General features: G+C 57.6%; 15 protein-coding genes. 9 read left to right on the top strand and 6 right to left on the bottom strand.

Annotated elements, in window-relative coordinates; all coding sequences use genetic code 11:
* Window positions 1-8 precede the first annotated feature (8 nt).
* The 5 genes from ACWTU8_RS18170 to ACWTU8_RS18150 all read right to left on the bottom strand — a co-directional run bounded on the left by ACWTU8_RS18170 (window position 9) and on the right by ACWTU8_RS18150 (window position 6,670).
* Window positions 9-1,538 carry a lipopolysaccharide biosynthesis protein gene (locus ACWTU8_RS18170; protein ID WP_455849260.1) on the bottom strand — a complete coding sequence of 510 codons (1,530 nt, stop codon included), beginning with the start codon at window positions 1,536-1,538 and terminating at the stop codon, window positions 9-11.
* Window positions 1,474-2,664, bottom strand: coding sequence for a glycosyltransferase (locus ACWTU8_RS18165; protein ID WP_455849259.1), 1,191 nt, complete (start codon window positions 2,662-2,664; stop codon window positions 1,474-1,476). Before ACWTU8_RS18165 ends, ACWTU8_RS18170 begins: the two co-directional genes overlap by 65 nt.
* A 147-nt stretch (window positions 2,665-2,811) precedes the next feature.
* Window positions 2,812-3,933 carry a hypothetical protein gene (locus ACWTU8_RS18160; RefSeq protein WP_455849258.1) on the bottom strand — a complete coding sequence of 374 codons (1,122 nt, stop codon included), beginning with the start codon at window positions 3,931-3,933 and terminating at the stop codon, window positions 2,812-2,814.
* A 91-nt stretch (window positions 3,934-4,024) separates the two neighbouring features.
* Window positions 4,025-5,242, bottom strand: coding sequence for a glycosyltransferase (locus ACWTU8_RS18155; RefSeq protein WP_455849257.1), 1,218 nt, complete (start codon window positions 5,240-5,242; stop codon window positions 4,025-4,027).
* A gap of 180 nt (window positions 5,243-5,422) precedes the next feature.
* A complete protein-coding gene (locus ACWTU8_RS18150) occupies window positions 5,423-6,670 on the bottom strand; it encodes a glycosyltransferase (protein ID WP_455849256.1) in 1,248 nt (415 codons plus the stop codon).
* A 527-nt stretch (window positions 6,671-7,197) separates the two neighbouring features.
* On the opposite strand from ACWTU8_RS18150, the gene ACWTU8_RS18145 reads away from it, so the two are divergent.
* The 5 genes from ACWTU8_RS18145 (at window position 7,198) to ACWTU8_RS18125 (ending at window position 14,169) form a co-directional block, all read left to right on the top strand.
* Window positions 7,198-9,774 (top strand): hypothetical protein, encoded by a 2,577-nt coding sequence (locus ACWTU8_RS18145; protein ID WP_455849255.1) that lies wholly within the window; start codon window positions 7,198-7,200, stop codon window positions 9,772-9,774.
* Entirely contained in the window at window positions 9,771-10,031 is a 261-nt protein-coding gene (locus tag ACWTU8_RS18140; RefSeq protein WP_455849254.1) for an acyl carrier protein, read from the top strand. Before ACWTU8_RS18145 ends, ACWTU8_RS18140 begins: the two co-directional genes overlap by 4 nt.
* Before the next feature lie 8 nt (window positions 10,032-10,039).
* The gene (locus tag ACWTU8_RS18135; RefSeq protein ID WP_455849253.1) at window positions 10,040-11,602 is read left to right on the top strand and encodes an amino acid adenylation domain-containing protein; all 1,563 of its coding nucleotides are present in this window, start codon (window positions 10,040-10,042) and stop codon (window positions 11,600-11,602) included.
* Window positions 11,602-12,750: an acyl-CoA dehydrogenase family protein gene (locus tag ACWTU8_RS18130; RefSeq protein ID WP_455849252.1), complete on the top strand. Its 1,149-nt coding sequence runs from the start codon at window positions 11,602-11,604 to the stop codon at window positions 12,748-12,750. Before ACWTU8_RS18135 ends, ACWTU8_RS18130 begins: the two co-directional genes overlap by 1 nt.
* 252 nt (window positions 12,751-13,002) lie before the next feature.
* On the top strand, window positions 13,003-14,169 hold the full coding sequence (locus ACWTU8_RS18125; protein WP_455849251.1) for a glycosyltransferase: 1,167 nt from the start codon (window positions 13,003-13,005) through the stop codon (window positions 14,167-14,169).
* A gap of 370 nt (window positions 14,170-14,539) precedes the next feature.
* Here the strand turns inward: ACWTU8_RS18125 and ACWTU8_RS18120 are convergent, their stop codons facing one another.
* Window positions 14,540-15,907 (bottom strand): exopolysaccharide biosynthesis polyprenyl glycosylphosphotransferase, encoded by a 1,368-nt coding sequence (locus tag ACWTU8_RS18120; RefSeq protein WP_455849250.1) that lies wholly within the window; start codon window positions 15,905-15,907, stop codon window positions 14,540-14,542.
* Window positions 15,908-16,298: 391 nt separating this feature from the next.
* On the opposite strand from ACWTU8_RS18120, the gene ACWTU8_RS18115 reads away from it, so the two are divergent.
* The 4 genes from ACWTU8_RS18115 (at window position 16,299) to ACWTU8_RS18100 (ending at window position 22,218) form a co-directional block, all read left to right on the top strand.
* A complete protein-coding gene (locus ACWTU8_RS18115) occupies window positions 16,299-17,021 on the top strand; it encodes a Crp/Fnr family transcriptional regulator (RefSeq protein WP_455849249.1) in 723 nt (240 codons plus the stop codon).
* Window positions 17,022-17,668: 647 nt separating this feature from the next.
* Window positions 17,669-19,060 carry an endo-1,3-1,4-beta-glycanase EglC gene (eglC, locus tag ACWTU8_RS18110; protein WP_455849248.1) on the top strand — a complete coding sequence of 464 codons (1,392 nt, stop codon included), beginning with the start codon at window positions 17,669-17,671 and terminating at the stop codon, window positions 19,058-19,060.
* A 105-nt stretch (window positions 19,061-19,165) separates the two neighbouring features.
* Window positions 19,166-20,908, top strand: coding sequence for a type I secretion system permease/ATPase (locus tag ACWTU8_RS18105; RefSeq protein ID WP_455849612.1), 1,743 nt, complete (start codon window positions 19,166-19,168; stop codon window positions 20,906-20,908).
* A complete protein-coding gene (locus ACWTU8_RS18100; RefSeq protein ID WP_455849247.1) occupies window positions 20,908-22,218 on the top strand; it encodes an HlyD family type I secretion periplasmic adaptor subunit in 1,311 nt (436 codons plus the stop codon). The genes ACWTU8_RS18105 and ACWTU8_RS18100 overlap by 1 nt, the downstream gene beginning before the upstream one ends.
* Window positions 22,219-22,287: the final 69 nt, after the last annotated feature.

Below are 22,287 nucleotides of genomic sequence, written 5' to 3'. Positions count from 1 at the left end.
CGCAGCGTCTATTTCAGCTTCCTGGATGTTATGCTTTGCAGGACTTCCCGCCCATATTTCCCGAAGAGGAGTGAGGCTCTCAGATAGAGAGTGACAACGGACAATGTACCTATAACGAGAAGCCCGGTCGCGAGCACAAGATAGTCGGGCGATCCGGCAAGCAGCATTTTGACCGCGGAGCCAGTGGCGAAGACCACAGCGGCGAATGCGACAGGCGGTACATGGACGAGTACGAAATCCAGAGCTGATAATCCTGTCATCCGACAACTGACCGCCGCATAAAGGATAAAACTCGTCACAATGGCGCCGGACACTGCAAACGCCACCGCGTTCACGCCGTAGGGCGCCGAGAAGAATGCGAATGAAGCGACAAGGGCCATGTAAATGATTTGCATGGAGGCCATTCGGTAACTGCGGCCTGTCGCAAGCATCACGGCTGCGCACACTTTGTAACCGACACGGAAATAAATTACTGCAGAGAATGCGACAACAGGAGCGACGGCGTCGATCCATTTCTGACCGAGGACTGTCAGGACCAGCTCGTTCGCAAAACAGCATAAAAACGCGCTAGTCGGTAGGGCAAGCGCCGCCGTCAACGCATAACCCTTGAGCTGAGCGGTGCGGAGCCTCGCCTTATCGTGATGAACCTTCGACAGGAGCGGGAAAACCACGCTCTTGTTCAGATTGCCGAACAGATTTGCCGGCATCGCGATCAGATAAAACGCTCGCGAATAAATGCCCAGCTCTGCGGTGCCGATCAAGCGCGCGACAATAACATTGTCGATATATTTGGCGGTGAAGCTCGATATACCGGCCAGCGAATAGCCCAGGCTCTGGCTGCGGATATCGCGGTAGGACTGCATGTCGAAACGGGGACTCACGAGATAGTCCCTGGCAATGAAGAGGTAGATGCTGGCCAGGATGAACGCCTCGGCCATGTACGCGACCACCAAGGCCCAATAGCTGAGCCCAAAATAGGCAAGCGGAATGGCTAGGCCAACGTGGGAAGCAATCCAAGCGATCAGACTCGCTATGGAGGATATTTTGAATTTCAGGTGCCGCGACAAAATGGCCTCGACGGTCAGATTGAACGCGTTCGCGACCATCATGACCGCTAGGACGCGCGAAACGAGGACCAATTCCGGCACATGAAGGAAATCGGCGATCTGACCTGCAAGCAGCCACTGAAGCACAGCAAGGCAGGTGGCGATCAGCAGAGACAGGAACGAGATTGTTCCCATATGGCGCCTATCGAGATCCTTCCGCTGGATCACGACGTGCGACATGCCGAGATTGGCGATTGTTTTGCCGAGGGCCCCCACGATCAGCGCGGCGCCAACGACACCATATTCCTGAGGAGAAAGCAGGCGAGCGAGGACAGCCGTGACAAAGATGTTTAATATGATCCGAGCCAGCAACACGGCACCCGACCACGAGAGGCCGCTGGCTGCCCTTCTTGTCAGCTTCCTATGTTCAGCTATTTGATCCAAATCGACTTGCTCCAGACTGTCCAGTTGGCCTGCGGCGTTTCCGTGCATGCAAACGCGATCCAATATCGTGGGCTATTTTTCTCGCCCACGCCTCGCGGGTGAATTCGCGCTGCATTCGCCGTCTCGCATTCTCGCCAAGCCGCGTCCGCAACTCGGTATTGTCGCGCAATCGGGTCAGCCCCCGAGTCCAGTCCGTAACATCATCCGGGGAGCAAAGAAGTGCGGTTTCGCCACCGGTGAATATTTCTCGCAAAACCGGAAGATCGCTGCAGAGGATGGCTTTTCCATGCGCCATGTATTCGAATGCCTTCAGGGGCGACATCCAATCGGACAGGTTCGCGGTATTATTGCCGACGCCTCGTACAACTCGCTGATAGGGCGCGAGCACCACGTCGAAAGCCGCGAGGAAGGACGGGATCCGAGCATGCGGCACATATCCGTGAAAGATGATATTTCTCTCAGATTCTGCCCGAGCCCGCCATTGGTCGATGTCATGCTGCGCCCCACCGACGATATGAAAGGTGGCCCAAGGGCTGGCTTGCGCAAGAGGAAGTATGACTTCCATTCCTTTTCCTGGATAGAGTTGCCCCGCATATCCAACATTGAAATCCCCGCAGAGCGGAATCGCGTCTTGCTCCAGCGCTGTAACGAGATCGCCGCCGAGCGGCGTGGACAGGATACGACCTGACAGCTCGGGCCACCGGCTTTCAAGGTGTTTCCTCAACGCTTCGCTGATGACGACGAGCGAAAGAAGGTTTTTCGACTTCGCCAGCATGTTGAAGCGCTTGATGACAGCTTGGCGCTCGGCTTCAACCGGGCTGTGCAACTCCAGCACTGTCGGAACGCCGGCCGCAGTCGTAGCCCTGGCAACGGAGATCGACCGTGTGATCACGGCATCGCGCGCCGTCAGCCATGCAAGCAACGACACGGCACCGCCAAAGGCGAGCTTTCGGGCTGGAATATGGTCAAATGGTATGCGCCACAAACCAAAACGCCGCTCTGGATCGTAGGCCTTCCTGATTTCGCCCCACTTGTTTGTGCCGGGTCGATCAAAGGGAATTGCAAGAACGGTTCTGCAGCCGATTGCTTGAAACGCGCTGCATGCCTTCACGACCTGCACGGTATTTGCCGCCTGGCCCGGAATAGGCACGGGATGCGCATAGACAAGCTTCAAATTACTCATTCCTTAGGCCCCAAATCACCGTTGCCGTCCTGCTGTCATCGCTTCATTAACCTAAGTCTTTATGCCGACGGACAGGCACCCCCCAGCTAAGCATCGCGACATAAAGGCAGCACTGGTTCACTGAAACCAGCTTGCCGCCTACAGCAGCAATCGGCGTATTCCGCTGGCGCGCGCAAAATCGAGAGGCCATGAGAGAAATGGCAGCCGCCTGCGCGCCAACGACGCCGCCCGTATGAGAAGGCGTTCCAGACGGAAGCCGACCTGGCGTTGAACGGCGTCGTAGTGGAATTCGATCTCTCGCTTCTTTTCGAGCGAAAGTCCCGGATAAGGATGCCAGGACGCCCTAGCCGCTTCGAGGTTGAAGCTCGGAAAGAGCGGCAGATTGAATTCCGTTCGTAGGCGCTCCATGGAGGGTTCCAGCTTCGAAAGGAGCGCGGCTCTGTCATCGGGCGAGAGATATTCGTGATTGTTGTTGGGGCTTGTTATTCTCTTGTCTACCAATGCAAATATCCCACGCTCCAATTTGCGCTCGGAATAACGAATATGTTGCTTTCTAAGCCGTATATATTCCAGGACATCTCGGCTTAGCCTCTCATTGGCACGAAGATTCGGCCGAGTGAAAGACGAGATATCCTCAATATTGAGAACATGTCTCACAAAATCGTCGATCAGATTGGGCAGGGCCGCTTCGTAAGCGCGTACCGAGCAGGCGCTGCTCCCAAAGACATCGCGCCAAATGGATAGGTAAAGATGATAGTCCAGCATGTCATCAATCATGTGGAGAAAGTCGCCAATATCGCCGGTGAGCAGAGCCACCTTCTTTACATTTTGATTGTACAGAGATTCAAGATAATGATCTGGCCTTCGTACGTAGCATAGTATGTGGCATTCTACTTCGGTCGGAATAGCGGCGCGCAGGCGCTCGATGAGACTGCGCTCTTTTGCAAGGGCCTCCGCGCTCGTTTTCTCAGCTTTGAAGCGCGTCAGGTACCGCACCATAGCATAAAAATTCTCGGAGCTTGCGATGATTGTGGTAGCTCCGTTTCGCTCTGCCTTTCTCAAATTCTCAAGAATGAACTGTCGGAATTTCTCTTGTCCATCTAGTAAGAATGCACTGACAATGCTGTTGAAATTAAACTTATGGACTGGCGAGGCGTAGCATATGCCATATTCGCTCAGCCCTTTTCCGTTTGCCGACAGGAATTGCTGTAACGCCGTGCTTCCCGTTTTATGCGTGCCAATATGAAGGATGAGCCTCATGTGATCTTTTTACCCGAAGGTTTGAGCAAAACGAAGCGAGCAATGCCGGCATAAGCCCCGAGATTCCGCCACATTGTCCCGCAAGCAAGCTTCAGCGCGCGCATGGCAAGGCTTTCTGCATAAGCGTGGCGTAGAGACTCATTTGCCGTGTTGCGACGCTTTCCATGCTGAATCGCGCAGCGATCGTTTGTACTGCACGCCGCGCCATCTCATCGCGCTTGGCTTCCGACAGGCCGAGCGCGCGAAGAAGGAGTCCGCAATACTCCGCATGCGAGCGAGCCAAAAAGCCGCTGCGCTCATGCTCCACAATGTCGGACGCACCGCTGACATCGGTGATGATCGGGACCACGCCGCAGCTCATGGCTTCGAGCAGGGCGTTTGACATGCCTTCCGACACCGAGGTGGAAAGATAGAAATCTGCGTCCCACAGAAAGGGAAGGACATCTTCGACCGCGCCGGCGAATGTGACCCTGCCGGAAAGGCCCAACCGGGCCGCCTGTTCCTCGAGCGCGGCGCGGCACTGGCCATCGCCCAGGATGGTGAGTTGCGCCTTTGCGTCGGCGGGAAGTGCCGCGAACGCATCGATCATGTGCTCGAGGCATTTTTCCGGATCGAGGCGGCCAAGGCAGATAAAGCGTCGGCTGCCATCGGCGTTCGGCTCGCGGCGCGGCTTGCGGGGCAGATCGATCCCATTCGGAATCATGTGAATTCGATCCGCGCCGATGCCATGTCTCTTCAGATCACCAGCGATTTGGCGGCTATTGGCGATGAAGGCCGTGACGTGACGTTTGATCACGAACGACGCCCAGCGACCGATGATTTTCTTTTCGCGCACGACGTCGAGATCGAAACACCGTCCGCCCCGGCCCAATTTTGCGAGAACCGGTTTGCGCAGGAGGGCTCCTGCCAATGCCGCCGGAACAGCGTGAAGTCGGGCATGGATGATATGTACGACATCGAATTCGTCGCGACGGCGCAGCATCCAGATCAAAACCTGGACACACCACGACAGGAACGACAGCATATGCCGCCCGCCCAAATACGGCGCCGCGCGCAAACGAAGGCGCCGGATGGGCACCCCGTCGATGGCTGACCGTTTCGGGGTCGAGTGCGACAGTCTGGGTGCCAAAATGGTTGCGGAAACGCCGCTTTCAACCAGCGCCCGAGCAAATCGCCGCGCCTGTTGTTCGCCGCCGCCATATGACTCAGGAAAATAGGTTGGGAGCACGAGCAGAATACGTATGCTCGGAAGAGCTTCGGCTTGGGGCGGCTTCATCGGATGAGCAGAGACAATTTCTGTTACAATCATATCAATCCGCCGGATAGCGTTCCTGGAGCAAGAGAAGATGACTTTTTTGGCATCTCACCACCTTTCAGCGCATCGATCCACTTATCGTCCAGATCGACGCACCCGAAATCGGTAAAGCATGCATCGCTAGCCAATCCGACAAGCTGCCCGATCACTGTCAAACGCATAGGTCACACCCGTTCATCGCGGAAGCGCCACATTTCGGACAGGAGGCCTTGTTGACACTCCCTTGCTTGCCCGATGCTGGTCAAGAGCCTCGCGGTAAATGGCATCGATGCGCTTGCCCATCAGCTTGACGTCCCAGTTCGAAAGATCCGTCGCCGTGGCACCTTGGGCAAGGCAAGCCAGTCTTTCACGATCCTCCAGGACGGCGGCAATGGCGTCGGCCATGGCTGCCAAATCGTCCGCGGGTGTAATCACACCGTTGATACCAGTGCGGAGCACTTCGCGAAGACCTGGCAGATCGCAAGCGACGCAGGGTTTGCCGCCGGCGAGATATTGCATGACCACGCGGGGCAATCCCTCCCGCATGGAACAGAGCAGGCAGAGATCCGCGAGTGCGATCAGCCGCTCGGGGTCGTCCCGATAACCGGTAAAGACCACTTGTCGCTCGAGCCCAAGCCGCTTAGCCCGCGATTCCACGGTCGAGCGAAGCGGCCCGTCGCCCGCGAGCACAAGCACCGCGTCGGGTAAGCGGACGGCGACTTTGTTGAAAACGTCCAGAAATTCCGCGTGTCGCTTGCGTGGCTCGAATGCCGCGATCATCAAGAGCACAGGCGGGCGCGGCGCGCCCGGGGTCAAGCGCAACAAATCGCGCCAATCGTCGGGCGGACCGGCGTTGCGAAAACGATCGAGATCGAATCCGGAACGGACGACATGATGTTTGTCTGGATGTCCCACTCCTGCGCTCAAGCACAAGTCACGGATGCCCTCGCTCACGCTGATGAACGCACTGGTGACTGGCGCTGCCAGCTTTTCCAAGGCGAGATAAGCAAACCGCTCGGCGACGCCGACATTGACAAAAGGCACGATATGCACGCCATGAACGATCGCTGGAACTCCCGCCGCCCATGCGGCGAGACGCCCGAGAATGCCTGCCTTGCTGGTGTGCGTATGCACGATGTCGGCATTCAAGGCGCGGAATCTCTGGGTAAGCGCCAACAATGCCCTCACATCGGAGACAGGCGAAATGGACCGGGTCAAGCCCGGGACGCCGATGAGTTTCACCCGCGGGTCCACTTTAGCTATGATTTCCGGCTGGACCGTCTCGCCATGTAGCAGGACAACATCATGTCCTCCTTGCGCGGCCCAATTGCAGGAATAGACGGTATTCTCATCAGCACCGCCATTGATGAGTCGGGTAATGACATGGGCGATACGCAGTCGATGCCCCAAGACAATCTTGCCTTCCGCATCCTGTGCTTTCATATCGCCGCACCGATCGCGCTGAATTTATCCGTTGGGTGCGTTCCCACGCCCAGCCGCGCTTTTGGTCCATGCGTCCCGATATCGGTGCTACTGCATTGGAGTGACATGCCACGCCTCGGTGGGTGCATGCCGTATGGAGATGAACCCCGAATCCTAAGTGTGCCCCTTCCTTCTTGGGCCATGACACATGCAGTCCGTAAGGAGGTTATTCCAACGGCTTCCAGTCGATCAGATCTAACTTGTTGGATTTAAACGTCTCGGAGAACTGCCGCTGTTACCCCGGGCACAGCGGAGTGATTATTTTGCGGTATACTTATGTGCAATATGTCTGCCTTAACGCGTTTGCGCGAAATCGGACCCGTTGAAAGAAGTAGTCAAGGCAACGCTTTAAGGGGACCGGGCGGTTTAACCTATCAGGGGACAGGAGCCATGGCAGAGGGCCCTTCACCAGCAGCTTGCGGATCTTTCGCGTGCCCCAAAGCTACTTCTTGTCGATGTCCGCCGGCAGTTGGTTGAGGCGCGCGAGCGTGCATTCGATCAAGACATTGTCTCTTCCCTGGTCGGCGGATCCTACGGGGACTGAGTCGAGAAGCATCCTGGCTTGGTTCGCCATAGCCGGCGAGCTGGCCCTCTTCATCGCGCTGGTCTATCTCCTCAGGCTCGAGACTACTGCGTTTGTCCGCGTCCTGCTCGTTGCCCTCGCCGGCTGGTGCGTGCACTACTTCCTGCCACAGCGTTACCGGCTGCCGTTTTTCGTGCTGCTCTCGTTCGCGGCTATCGCCGCAGTCTTCGCGAACCTTGGGCCCAACTGGCACCACTGGAGATTTGAGGGCCTCATCGATGCCGCCTGGATCGCCGCCATTGGGCTCGTACTGATCGGAATTGTCCACCTACCCATCGCTTTTGGATGGAGAGTGCTGGCGCTGGTTGGCGCCGGCTGCGGGCTCGCCGCCGCACGAATGGACTGGATTGCGACCCCGTGGACGGGCGCCGTCTGGCCCGTGCTCGCTTCCATGTTCATGTTCCGTCTCATTGTCTATGCGTACGAAATGCGGCGTGACCAGAGGATAGCGACGGTTTCGGAACGTCTCGCGTATTTTTTCATGTTGCCGAACGTGTGCTTCCCGCTCTTTCCGGTCGTAGATTTTAGAACTTTCCGTAGCAGCTACTACAATGCTGACAGGCACTACATCTATCAAACGGGCATTCAGTGGATGTTTCGCGGCGCTATCCATTTAATTTGCTACCGTATCGTGTACCAGCGGTTTGTTATCGATGCTGCGGACGTACACAATCAGATTGAGCTTTTGCAATTTGTCATATGGCCGTTTTTACTTTATCTGAAGGTTTCAGGTACTTTTCACATAATCACCGGAATTTTGCATTTATTTGGATTCAACCTTCCAGAAACCCACAATCTGTACTTTCTCTCCTCAAGTTTCACAGATTTCTGGCGTCGAATAAACATATACTGGAAGGATTTCATAATGAAGATTGTGTACTATCCCCTGTATTTTCGTTTTCGACGCTGGGGAGAGAGCGTAGCGCTGGTCAGCGCGACCCTCCTCGCGTTCCTCGCGACTTGGCTGCTGCACAATTATCAGTGGTTCTGGTTACGTGGCAACTGGGTGTTCACCTGGAACGACTTCCTCTTCTGGATGATCCTGGCCGTGCTTGTGACGATCAACGCCCACTATGAAATGCGGCACGGTCGCACGCGGCGCCTGCGTGGCGGGGCACTCAGCTGGAACGGTGCGCTGCAAACTGCGAGCCGGACCATTGGGGTATTCGTCGTCATCTGCCTCCTTTGGTCGTTTTGGAGCGCGAGTTCGGTCCCGCAATGGTTGTCGGTCTTCGATACTGTGGGCGTGGAAGCCCCTGGCAAAATGACGCCCGCCCTCGTACTGGTCGCGGTGGCAGCTATCATTGGCATTCCTGCGCTTGCGCTCGCGCGCGGCGGCGCCGACCGCCAGTACAGTTTCCGACGGTCGGTTGCGTCGGTCGGTATCTGCGGGTTGATCGGGGTTTGCATCTCGCTCCCGGTGGTTCACGATCGCCTCGGGGAGACGGTCAGTACCGCAATGGCCGACATTAGAGCGCCGAATCTCAATAGCCGCGACAACGCGAACCTGGAGCGCGGCTACTACGAGAACCTCGTCAATGTCGGTGCTTTTAACCCAGAACTCTGGATTGTCTATGGCCAACGACGACACGACGGTTGGGACAATTTGGACAAGACGCCGCTGAGCGAGTTCACGGGTGCGCTTCCCACGACCTATCTGCGACCACTCTCCCAAGCAGACTTTAAGGGAACGCGGGTCCACATCAACCGCTGGGGCATGCGAGATCAGGACTACGAAAAGATTCCTGCTCCCGGCACCTCACGAATCGCAATGGTCGGCTCTTCGCATGTCTTCGGCGAGGGCGTCGCGGATGACGAGACTTTCGAGGGCCTGTTGGAGCGACGGCTGAATGCGCAGGCAGCCGACAGCGGGTATCGACGCTACGAGGTGCTGAACTTCGCCGTCGGGGGCTATGTCCCCCTGGACGTTCTGGCCATCACCGAGGATCGGGTGCTCGCATTCAAACCACAGTACATTTTTTACTTCGAGCACAGCGCGCTTGTTCCACGAATGCTAAAGCGTCTCGTGAAAGCAATCCAGAATGGCTCCGCATTTCGCTACGACTTCGTGCGCGACATTGTACGCGAGAGCGGGATCGATCCCCGTGCCGACCCCGAGGTACTTCAAAGAAAGCTCACGCCCTACGGAGACAGACTTCTGCGTGCGATCTATTCTAGAATCGTGGAAGCTGCGAAGCGAGAAGGTGTCGGGGTCTTTTGGATTTATCTACCCAGACCAGACGAGAGGACCAGTACCGAGCTGGAGAAGCGCCTCGCTGCCGAGGCTGGCTTCAACGTTCTCGATCTTTCCGGTGTGTATGACGGGTATGACTGGCGGACGCTTCTTGTAGCACCTTGGGACGATCACCCCAACGCCGCCGGCCATCGGCTCGTCGCCGACAAGCTTTACGAAGTGCTGCAGCAACACCAGGATTTGGTTCCCCTGAACCTTGCGGTTGCTCCACAAGAGGAGGAACAATGAACGCGATCCAGATCAGGACGATGGCCAGGGATTTCATATTGAAGGAATTTCTGCCCGGTGAAAGGCCGGAGAATCTGACGGATTCAACGGAGCTGATAACTGACGGCATTCTCGACTCGCTGGCGACGCTTAGGCTCGTTGCCTACCTGGAAAAATCCTGCGGTATCGAAATCGCCCCTGACGAACTCGTGCCGGAGAACCTGAACTCCATCACCCAAATTGCCAATTTCGTCCAGTCGAAGCAGGCGTCCACATAGAGCTCGCCATGACGGTCGCTGCCTTACACGAGTATCTGGAACAGAGCGCGAAGCGGTATCCCCAGACGTGCGCCGCTGTCGAGGCGAGCTCTGGCCGGCAGATCACCTACGGCGAGCTCGACGCGCTGTCGGACCAAGTCCGCGGCCATCTGCGTCGGATCGGCGTCCGGCCGGCGGACCGCGTCGGCATTTGCCTTCCAAAATCGATCGCCTCGCTCGCTGTCCTGTTCGGCATCTTGAAGGTGGGCGCAGCCTATGTGCCCGTCGACTCTCTGGCACCGCCTGCGCGTAACGCGTTCATATTTAACGACTGCGGCGTGCGCGCGATTTTCGTGGAGGCGTCCCGAGCCGAAACTTTGCGCTGTGAGTTGGCGCGCTTGGCTGCGGAACCTTGTCTCTTACCGCTCGACTGGTCCGACGGTCCCTCGCCGCTCGCGACGTACCTGGCTCGCGTGGAGGCCGACGGCTTGGCGGTGGTGGACGAATCGGCGCGGCCGGGGCCGGACAACCTCGCTTACGTGCTTTACACTTCGGGCTCGACCGGCCAGCCGAAGGGCGTGATGCTGACGCATCGCAATGGCTCGAGCTACGTGGACTGGTGTTCCGATATCCTCGCCCCTGACGAGAACGACCGCTTCTCCTCCCATGCGCCTTTCCACTTCGACCTGTCTATTCTCGACATCTTCGTACCGCTGAAGCACGGCGCGACCGTGTTTCTCATCGGTGAGGAGCTCGGCAAGAATCCAACCCGGATGGCGTCGGTGATCGCCGAGCGGCGGTTGACCGTCTGGTATTCCACGCCCTCCGTACTCACGCTTCTGGTCGAGCACGGCAGCCTTGATGCTCGCGACGACCACGCTCTTCGGTTCATTCTATTTGCCGGCGAGGTTTTTCCGGTCAAGCATCTGCGCAGGCTAAAGGCTGTGGTCCCACGCGCACGCTACCTGAATCTCTATGGCCCAACCGAGACCAACGTCTGTACCTACTACGAAATCCCGCAGACGATCGCCGAAGACCGCTCGGCGCCGTTTCCGATCGGGCGCGCCTGCTCGCATGTTACGGCACGCGTGATCGATGCGAATGGTCGCGACGTGCCGCGAGGCCAGGAAGGCGAGCTCGCAATCAGCGGTGCTCCCGTGATGCTGGGCTATTGGAACATGCCTGAGCGAACAAGCGCCGCTTTTCATGTCGATTCAAGCGGTCGCTGGTACCGTACCGGAGATGTAGTGATCGAAGGCGATGGCGGAGTCTACACCTTCCGCGGTCGACGCGACCGGATGGTGAAGAGACGGGGATATCGGATCGAACTCGGCGAGATCGAGACGGCGCTCTATCGCCATCCAGCGATCTCCGAGGTGGCGGCGATCGCTCGCTCGGAGGAGTCGGGCGTCTCCATTAAGGTGTTCTATGCCTCGCGCGACGGCCATGCGCTGTCGCTCATCGAGCTGAAGCGGTTCTGCGCCCACAACTTGCCGGCCTACATGGCACCGGACTGGTTCTCGCATCAGCAGTTACTTCCCAAGACATCGACAGATAAAATCGACTACCAGCATCTGATGAGGATGGAGTAGTGGATTTCGCGCTGAACGAGGAGCAGCGTATCCTGCGTGGCCAGATCCTTCGCTTCGCGCAAGATAAGCTCAACAAAGACGTCCGGCAGCGCGACCGAGACCAAGTATTCCAGCGCGAGTTGTGGGGGGCTTGCGCGCAGATGGGCCTGACCGGCCTGCCAGTCCCCCAGGCCTACGGGGGACCCGGTCTCGATTCCCTGTCCACGGCCGTTGCAATCGATGCGCTTGGCTACGGCTGCGAGGATTCCGGCTTGGTCTTCTCGATCTGCGCCCACCTTCTGGCCTGCGTGGTGCCGATTTGGAAGTTCGGCACTGAAGAGCAGAAGAATCGATATCTTCCGGGGCTCTGTGATGGCACTTTGATCGCAGCCAATGCGATGAGCGAACCGGAGTCGGGCTCCGATGCATTTGCGATGCAAACCCGTGCGGAGCCTCATGGCGACGGCTTTCTAATCAACGGCACGAAGACCTTCGTGAGCAACGGGCCGGTGGCAGATGTTGCCGTCGTCTTTGCTGTCACTGACCGCGCCAAGGGGTATTTCGGCGGCATCACGAGCTTCCTCGTGGACCGCGCGCTGCCCGGCTATCGGGTCGCGCAAAAGTTCGAAAAAATGGGACTGCGGACGTCTCCGATCGGGGAGCTTGTCTTCGAGGACGTATTCGTTTCGAAGGATGCTGTTCTCGGTGGAGTGGGCGGCGGCTCCAGGCTGTTCGCTCATAGCATGGACTGGGAGCGGGCGTGCCTATTCGCCAGTCATATAGGCACCATGGAGCGGCTTCTGGAAAAGGCAGTGGCCTATACGCGCACCCGACGTCAGTCCGGCCAGGCCATCTCCAAGCACCAGGCGGTCGCCCATAAGATTGCCGACATGAAGATGCAGGTGGAGGCGGCCCGACTGCTCGTCTACAAGGCGGCGTGGGGCCTTGAGCGCTCCCAGTCCGTATCCCTCGACGCCGCCGTTTCGAAGCTCTTTGTGAGCGAATCGCTAGTTCGCACCACGCTCGATGTCGTCCAGGTCTTCGGCGGCTACGGTTTCTTGAGCGAATTCGACGTCGAACGTGCCGTGCGTGATGCCATCGGCAGCAAACTCTATTCCGGAACTTCTGAGATACAGCGCAACATTATTGCTGGCTGGCTGGGGCTTTGATGACGGCTGTGGTCAGAACCTGTCGGTGAAGGGGCGGCGTGTGCTGTCGCTGGGCCTGCCCTCAGTTCGCGAAAAAGGGCGACGCTCGATTTTGGTGAGGCAACCGGAGAGTGGTACTATCGCAACCCACGCAGCCACCGGGGCGGAGGGCGCTTTTGTCGTTCGACTTGGGTGCGCCTGCCCAGCCCGTCTCCGAACTGCGGCTCAGAGGCGAAGAACCAGACCAGCCGCGACGCGTGAAAGATAGGCTTTGTGGATGCGGCTTCTCTATATACATTCTGCATACATTCTGCGCACGTCCCGGCGCCGGCCGCCAATGCGGTACAAGTCGCAAAGATGTGCGATGCATTTCGGGTTGCCGGAGCGGAGGTCCTAGTAGCGCTTCCACGCGCCTCCATGAATACACGGGATCACTATGAAAAGATCGCGCGCGAATACGGATTCGGTACCGAGTTCCCATTCCGCGTTCTCCCTGTACCCTTTTGGCCCGTGCCCGGCCGGGAGCTTTTTTTTGCTGTGTTGGCGCTGCTTGCTGCGGTCTGGCTGCGGCCGCATGTCGTCTTTACACGCTCGGCTACTGTAGCGCTTGTTTCTGCCGGACTTTTCGGGTTCACGACGGTTTTTGAGCTTCACGACCCGATTGGCAGTTTGAGCAGGCGTCAGCGTCAGCGCCTTGCCAAAGTGATAGGCCTAGAGGCATTCCGTATGCTGGTCGTCACGTCGCAACGTCTGCGGGACGACAGCATCCGCCTCTTTCCTCAACATGCGGGAAAATTTCTCATCGCGCCCAATGGCGCGGATCCTGTTCCGCCGAATGTCGAGCCATGCAGCCTCAGCGGCACGTTCAAGGTTGGTTATGTCGGACATCTGTATAAGGGAAAAGGCATGGAGATAATAAGCGCTATTGCGCCTCGATGCGGGTGGGCGACATTTCACATCGTCGGGGGAACACCAGGCGATATAGAGTATTGGACATCGAAGCTGGCCAAATGCCCGAACACAGTGTTTCACGGCTACGTTCCTCACGCCGCGACATGTGCCTACTTGGCCGAGATGGACGTTGTACTCGCGCCCTATCTTAGAGATGTAGAGGGCCAGGGCGGCGGTCGAAATATCGCTGAGGGAATGTCGCCGCTCAAGCTCTTCGAATATATGGCGCATGGCAAACCCATAGTGTCCTCCGACCTGTCAGTTATACGAGAAGTTTTGAGGGATAGCGTCAACAGCGTTCTGGTGTCGCCAGACAACCCGTCCGACTGGGTCAAAGCTCTTCAGCGCCTGCGCGAAAACAAGGCGGTTCGGGATCAGATTGGTCAGCAGGCTAAGGCAGACTTTCTGGCCAGGTACAGCCGCATCGCACGCGCAACCAACATTCTAGAGGAAATCAAGAGCCGGATGCCGTCGAGCGGAAGCTCATAGGACTGCACAATTTTTCTTGTTGAGGCGGCAGCGCCGCCAGCAAGCCTGCTTTCCGTTCGCCGCAATGAGCCGTGGTCCGTCCTGAACCGTTGAATGGCAAGATCCGACTGCCCCCGGCTTTTTGCTGAGGTTCCGTCATGCCTTGCTCCGACCATCTCCCCGCGTCGCGTTGATTTTCGCATTGAGCTAAATTTAGCCTGCGAGATGTACCACTGTCCGGCGATTGAACCGGCGCGAACCCGATTGTGAGGCTCGATGTACTCGCTGGCGGTGGGATCGCCCGAAGCATCAGAATCAAAATTATCCGTTCAATCGGTCGGAGGATGGACTTAATGTATCCATCTAGCTTCCTGAGAAGCTGCTATATACATCAATAGACATTACGATCCGAAAAGATCAGTAGAGCAGTTTTCCAAATTATCTTAATGTCGAGAAGCATGCTCCAGGATTTTATATACCAGAGGTCGTGCTCAACGCGTTTTTCCATCCTCCAGAGTTCCTTCGTTTCCCCTCGAAAGCCATTGATCTGAGCCCAGCCTGTCAAACCGGGCTTTACATGATGACGATAAGCATAGCTCGCAATGGCCAAAGTATAGGTATCGTCGTGAGCGACGGCGTGAGGCCGTGGCCCCACCAGGGACATCTCCCCCCGAAGCACGTTGAATAACTGCGGCAGCTCGTCGATGCTTGACCGGCGCAATATTCGGCCAAGTCGGGTAACCCGCGCATCATTACGCTGAGCCTGGCGAATTTGTGTACCGTTCTCCTGCACCGTCATCGATCGGAATTTGTAAATATTGAACGGCTTACCACCAAAACCTCGTCGCATCTGCCGGAACAGCACAGGGCGACCGTTCTCGAGCGCTATGGCACATGCGACCAAGGCCATCAACGGACACAGGAACAACAGGAGCAGGGATGCAACAGCAATGTCGAACAAACGCTTGAGCAGGCGTTCGGCAGGCCTCAACGGGATACGCTGGACTTCGAAGGCCCGCTGCCAGCCGGTGTGCAGCGGGCTTCCAGCCAGAATTCTATCTATATAGGCGTCGGCGAAAAGATAGATCGGCAGCGGGAGGCGCGACATTTCCTCCAGGATGCGGTCGATCAACTTCCGCTGGTCCCAAGAGCAAAAGAGATAAACTGCCCCATACGAGCCATTACGGAACGCAGCCTGTGCAGCTGCGACGGCGGCATGCACCGATCGTGCTGCGATCGTGCCATCATCGTTCTCGATGTTCGAAACACCACAAACCGCGATGCCCTGTTGCCCAAGCTTGTTGATTATCCCCTGTTCCTTTCCAGGAACGCCAGAGTAAAACAGATAAACTGTGCGCAACACGAGTTTCTCAGCCGCCAGAAGCCGTTTCAGCCCACGCGCTAGAACCGCGTGGCCAGGCAGCAGGGTTGGGAAGCCGACCGCAAACGCCAGCGTCAAAGAGCCGCGCGAGAACGTCGACGTCGTCTTCGTGAGAAAGGCGAGCCAGAGAATTGAAAAGAAAACAAACAGCCAGCCGCTTATGAGTGTTTTGATCCTGCAGTGATCGTCCAGGATGCCACTAACCGTGTAGGCGCCCCTGGCGGTCATGAATGCGACCAGCAACAGACCGGCGGTAACACTTAGGCAGATCGAATCCCAGATATCTGGCGGCCTCACGCCGAAGGCCCTATGGTAGAGCTCAATTGACGCAAGAAGTATTGTCTGTCCAAGGAGGAAATCAGCAGTTGCGAGAAACACGCAAACTGCTCCCACAGGAAGCCGTAGCGGCTCTACCCTTCGATTCCAGAGCGCACGCGACGTCTCGGTTGGTGCATGCCGCATAGAGACGAACCCCCCGAATCCTGTTGCATCCCTTCTCCTTCCTGGCTCATGGCACACGCCATCCCATAAGGAGGGGAGTTATCCCAACGGCTTCCAGTCGGTTAGATTTGATTTAAATGTCTCAGAGAAATGCCGCTGTTACCCCGGGCACAGACGAGTCGCTATTTTATCGTATCCTAATGTGTTAATATTTTCTACCTTAACGCGTCTGCGCGAGAACGGACCGGAAATCGGACTCGTTCAAAGAGGTGGTCAAGGCAACGCTTTTGGGGGACCGGGGCGCTTACCCTATCAGGGAGAGAGAGCCATGGCAGAAAATGGCGCTGAGGTTCGGGTCAAACAGCTGAACAAAATACGCTTATTTCGGCAATTTGGGCAAGATACTCTTAGTGAAATGGCGAAAGCAGCCATCCTAAGGAGGGTTCCAAAGAATAAAGTCTTAACTCGCCTTGGGGACATACCGCGTTATATTTACTACGTAATTCACGGAAAAGTTCGTCTTAGTGTTCCCCTCTCAGACGGCCGAGAGTTCATCTTTTCCGATCTTGGTCCCGGTGACACTTTCGACTTGACTAGATTGTTCATCGCGCGACACAGTAACATGAACGCTGCGTCAGTCGTGGACAGCGACTTGCTCCAAATCGAAGCAGCTTTCATGGCTAGTGTCTTCGACAAGCACCCAGATCTCGCACTGAAGGTGATCCCGTACTTATGCCAAGCAACGCACGACGCGCAAGAGCGAGTGATCCACAGTGCGTCCAGTGCACTATCCATTCGATTGGCGAGCACGCTCTTGCGATTGACTGAGACCCCGCACAGCACGGCTACCGTGAATGGAGCTCTGAGCATCCACATTTCGCAGACCGACCTCGCGGCAATGATCCCGGCGTCTCGCGCGAAAGTGAATCGTTGCCTGAGAGAATGGGAACGCCGGTATCTGACCCAATACCACCACGGCTCGCTGACAATTCTCAATCGCACCGCATTAGAGTCTGTTGCTCTTGGCTACTCGCGTTTGACCGTTCAATGATGCCTTTCCTGTGTGCTCGGGCATCTCCACGCCATTCTCCGGGAAGTAATGAACCGGAAGTGGTGCAGGTCGTGCTCGGATCGCTCGGTAAAGTCCTTACGTCGGCGTCGTCTCGCCGCACCGGACATGTGCGCCTTCGTAGGTAACGGGACACCGCTCACTGCCGTGGGACGGGCGGTTCGGGAGGTTCCTCACTCACCTACACAATCGGAGTTCCTAAATATCCAGCTAAAGTCTGGAGGCCGCTACTTTATCGCTTCCTATCTGTGGTGAATGGCCAAGCTCTGGGAATTCTAAGAGCGTCGCGCTCGGAATGGCCGCGGCTGCGGCGCGTCCGAGTTTTGGGTAGTTGCCGAGCGTCTTCGCGACCTCCGCGTTGGCGCGATTGCCGCCCGGGGCTGTACGGTCCTTGCCCCCCGACCTCAAGGCATTGCTGGTATTCTGGTTCCGAGTTTTGCTCCTGGTGTCGACACGGAGAATTGCAACCTGATGCTTTGGGACTGCGGTCCGGATTTTCCCCACAGGTCCCACGACGTGTTAAGCTTTTGGTAACTCTCCTGAGTCGAAAGCCAAAACGTACTGGCTCCTTTTGCCCACGATAAATGTTAGGGCTGCTATCGAGGCGAGACAAAGGAGAAAAGACCGGGATGGCCACGGTACCGAACGCCAAGGGCGTTCCACTTCCCTACAGCGGATCCTCCGTAAAGTGGTATTCGGCGACGAATTCCGGCCCAACACTTTATGGCAGCACGTCCAACGACTCGATGTATGGGGACGGCAGCGTCACCGTCACAATGTATGGCGGCAAGGGCGATGACATCTATTATCTGTATGACTCGAAAAACAAAGCGGTCGAGCGGCCCGGCGAGGGTGTCGACACCATCTCGACCTGGATGAGCTATAAGCTCCCAGCCAATTTCGAGAACCTGACGGTCACGGGCGACAAACGATATGCTTTCGGAAACGAGCTGAACAACATCATTACCGGCGGCTCCGGCCAACAGACGCTCGACGGCTTACGGGGCGATGACGTTTTGAAGGGCGGATCGGGGGCGGATATTTTCGTCGTAAACCCCGGCAACGGCAGTGATCTGATCCTGGACTTTGGCGCGACGGATACCGTTCGCGTCGGGAGCTACGGCTTCACCTCCTTCGAGGAGGTGCGCGCCAACATGGTGCAGTCGGGAGCGAACGTCCGACTTAATCTGTCCGACAGCGAGCTTCTCGTCTTCGCCAACAAGACCATCGGCGAGTTCACCGCAAGCCAGTTCAAGCTGGCCGTGGACAGGTCGGCTCTGGAACTCACCTTTTCGGACGAGTTCGACACGCTGGACCTGAGAAATGGTTCGAGCGGCACCTGGGACTCGAATTTCTGGTGGGGGGCCGCAAACGGCAGCTCGCTCACGAGCAACAAAGAGCTTCAATGGTATATCGATACCAACTACGCCCCGACAAGTTCCGTCAATCCGTTCAGCGTTGAGGACGGTGTTCTCACGATTACCGCCGCCCGGGCTCCTGAGGCGATCCGGCCCAACATAAACAATTACCAATACACGTCAGGTTTGCTGACGACCTACGAATCGTTCGCGCAGACCTACGGCTATTTCGAAATTCGGGCCGACATGCCCGAAAAACAAGGGGTATGGCCTGCCTTCTGGCTTCTCCCGGCGGACGGTTCCTGGCCGCCGGAACTGGACGTCGTCGAGATGGTCGGGCAGGATCCGAACAAGCTCATTTTGACAGGCCACTCGAACGCGACGGGGACTCATACAAAAGTGTCCTCTACCGCCTATGTCGCGGATACCGCAGGGTTCCACACATACGGCGTGCTGTGGACAGAAGACGAACTCGTCTGGTATTTCGACGACGTCGAAGTTGCCCGTGCCGCAACGCCTGCCGACATGCACGAGCCAATGTATATGCTGGTCGATCTGGCGGTTGGCGGCATCGCGGGAACGCCTGCCGACGGGCTTGCCACGCCTGCAGAAATGCAGATCGACTACATCCATGCCTATGCGTTGAACGATTGGGTTATCTAGGCGTAACACCTGACGGGGGGCTCGGCACGGACACGTTCGTCATCAGGCCTGATTTCGGGCGTGGTCATTGCCGCCTGAGACTGAACCGTGACTGATGTGAAGGCGATGTCGCATCCCCATCCATCCGAGCCGCGAACGACCCTCGCAGCGGTTCTGGCTTCCTTCCGGCGAGCCATGGCCGGAATTGCGTTGATGAGCGGCGTCGTCAATGTTCTGGCGCTGACCGGCTCGTTCTTCATGCTGCAGGTCTATGATCGCGTCATACCCGGCCGCAGCGTGCCGACGCTCGTCGGGCTCGCCGTGTTTGCCGGCACGCTTTTCGTCTTTCAGGGCGCTCTTGAGCTCATCCGGTCGCGTTTGCTGGTGCGCATCGGGATGGCGCTGGACGCGCGCTTGAGCCGACAGGTCTACGCCGCCCTCATGCGTTTGCCGTTGCGCACCAAGCTCGCCGGCGACGGCCTTCAATCGTTGCGCGATCTTGATCAGGTGCGTTCGTTTATGTCGAGCGCCGGTCCGACCGCGCTTTTCGACCTGCCCTGGATGCCGCTCTATCTCGCAATCTGCTTCATGTTCCATTTCTGGATCGGCATGACGGCACTGGCCGGCGTGGTCATTCTCTTCAGCCTGACATTGCTCGCCGAAATTCGCACGAGAGAGCCCGCCAGAAAGGCAAACAGTCAAGCGGCGGCGCGCAATACACTTGCCGAAGCGACACGTCGCAATGTCGAGGTTCTGCAGGCCATGGGCTTTGGATCACGCATCGCCGAGCGCTGGTCAGGGATCAATGCTGACTATCTCGACACCAATGCAACGGCCAGCGACCTTGCTGGGACGCTCGGAACGATCTCGAAGATCCTGCGCATGATGCTGCAATCGGGCATCCTGGCGATCGGCGCTTATCTCGTCATCCATCAGGAAGCGACCGGCGGCATCATGATCGCCAGTTCGATCATGACGAGCCGGGCGCTCGCACCGGTCGAACTGGCTATCGCCCACTGGAGGGGTTTCGTCACCGCCCGCCAGGCCTGGGCGCGGTTGACCCAGCTTTTGGTCCTGCTTCCCGAAACTGCGATAAGTGTCTCGCTGCCTGCGCCGGTATCTGCTCTTTCGGTCGAAAGCATCAGTGTGACGCCGCCGGGGGAGCGTCGTATGGTCGTGCAAGACGCCACCTTTGCATTGGAAAAGGGCGTCGGGCTCGGCATTGTCGGGCCGAGCGCTTCTGGCAAGTCATCACTCGTGCGCGCTATTGCCGGCATATGGCTCCCAGTTCGCGGAACCGTCAGGCTGGATGGCGCAACGCTCGACCAGTGGTCGCCGGAAGAGCTGGGCAACCATGTCGGCTATCTGCCGCAGGATGTGCAACTGTTCGATGGCACCATTGCCGAGAATATCGCGCGCTTCGAACCGCAAGCGCCCTCGGACAAGATACTGGCGGCTGCGCGCGCGGCCGGCGTTCATGATCTCGTCATCCACCTGCCGGAAGGCTACGAGACGCGGATCGGCGAGGCCGGATCGGCGCTTTCGGCGGGCCAGAGACAGCGGGTGGCGCTTGCACGGGCTCTCTACGGCGACCCGTTTCTTGTTATTCTCGACGAGCCTAACTCCAACCTCGATGCGGAAGGCGAGGCCGCGTTGACAGAAGCAATTCAAAGGGTCCGCGCGCGAGGCGGCGTTGCCATCGTGGTCGCGCACCGGCCGAGCGCGCTGGCGAGCCTGGATCAGGTTCTTGTGATGGCGAACGGCCGTATCCAGGCCTTTGGTCCGAAGAATGAGATCTTGAACAAGATAACTCGCCCAGCAGGCGTGCCCTTGAAGGTCGTTTCCGGACTTGAAGAGACGGCGTCCTGATGGTGCAACGCACGATATTCGCGGCGGATCGCACCATTCGACGCTATCTGCTTGGCGGTGTCGCAACCTGCATCCTGCTGGTTGGCGGGGCGGGGAGTTTGGCCGCCGTCACCGAGCTTTCCGGAGCCGTTATCGCTTCGGGAAAATTGGTCGTCGATTCCAGTGTCAAGAAAGTACAGCATCCAACCGGTGGAGTGGTCGGCCAAATCTTCGTCCGGGAAGGCGATGCCGTGCAATCGGGCAACGTTTTGATCCGCCTCGATGAGACGATCACCCGGGCCAATTTGGCGATCGTCACCAAGAGCTTGGACGAATTCGAGGCGCGCCTGGCTCGCCTTGAGACCGAGCGCGACGGCAAAGGAAGCATCATCTTTCCAGCTTCGCTTGTGTCACGGCAGGATGCCCCCGAGGTTGGTCGGGCGATGGCCGGAGAGCAATCTCTGTTCGAATTTCGCCGACAGGCACGCGCCGGTCAGAAGGCTCAGTTGGAAGAGCGCATTGCGCAGCTTGCCGAAGAAGTTGCCGGCTTGACCGAGCAAAGAGATGCCAAGAGCCAGGAAATCAAGTTGATCGGGTTTGAGCTCGAAGGCATGCGCATACTTTGGCAACGCAAGCTGGTTTCAATCGATCGCATAACTGCGCTCGAACGCGATGCCGTGCGGCTTAAAGGTGAGCACGGGCAACTGACTGCATCGATTGCGCAGGCGAAGGGTCGTATCGCGGAAACCCGGTTGCAGATCATTCAGGTCGACCAGGATTTGCGCAGCGAGGTGGCGAGCGAGCTGCGCGACGTCCAGGCAAAGATCTCTGAATTCGTCGAGCGCAAGGTTTCGGCCGAAGATCAGCTCAAGCGAATCGATATACGCAGTCCGCAGAACGGCGTCGTTCATCAGCTCGGCGTGCACACGGTCGGTGGCGTTATTTCTCCGGGAGAGCTCATCATGCTGATTGTCCCGGTGACAGACGACCTGACCGTCGAGGCGCGCGTGGCTCCGCAAGACATCGATCAATTGACGCCAGGGCAAAGCGCGACCCTGCGGCTGTCGGCATTCAATCAGCAAACAACGCCGGAACTGAGTGGTGCCGTCAGCAAGATTTCCGCCGACCTCAATTTCGATGAGAAAACAGGCGCCGGCTTTTATACCGTGCATGTTGTTTTGCCGCGCACAGAGCTTACCAGCCTCAAGGGCCTGACCTTGGCGCCAGGCATGCCTGTCGAGGTATTCTTTTCGACCGGCAGCCGCACCATGCTTTCCTATCTCGTGAAACCTTTGGCGGACCAAATCCAACGGGCATTCAGGGAAGAGTAGCTGCGTCTCTGGACGACCCCACGAGCTGAATTCCGGAACTAGGACGCGATTTTGCCGTTTCGCCGGAAA

The organism is Mesorhizobium sp. BHbdii (assembly GCF_053848045.1).
The sequence above is the reverse complement of the archived record's forward strand: the minus strand, read 5'-3'. Positions and strand labels throughout refer to the sequence as shown.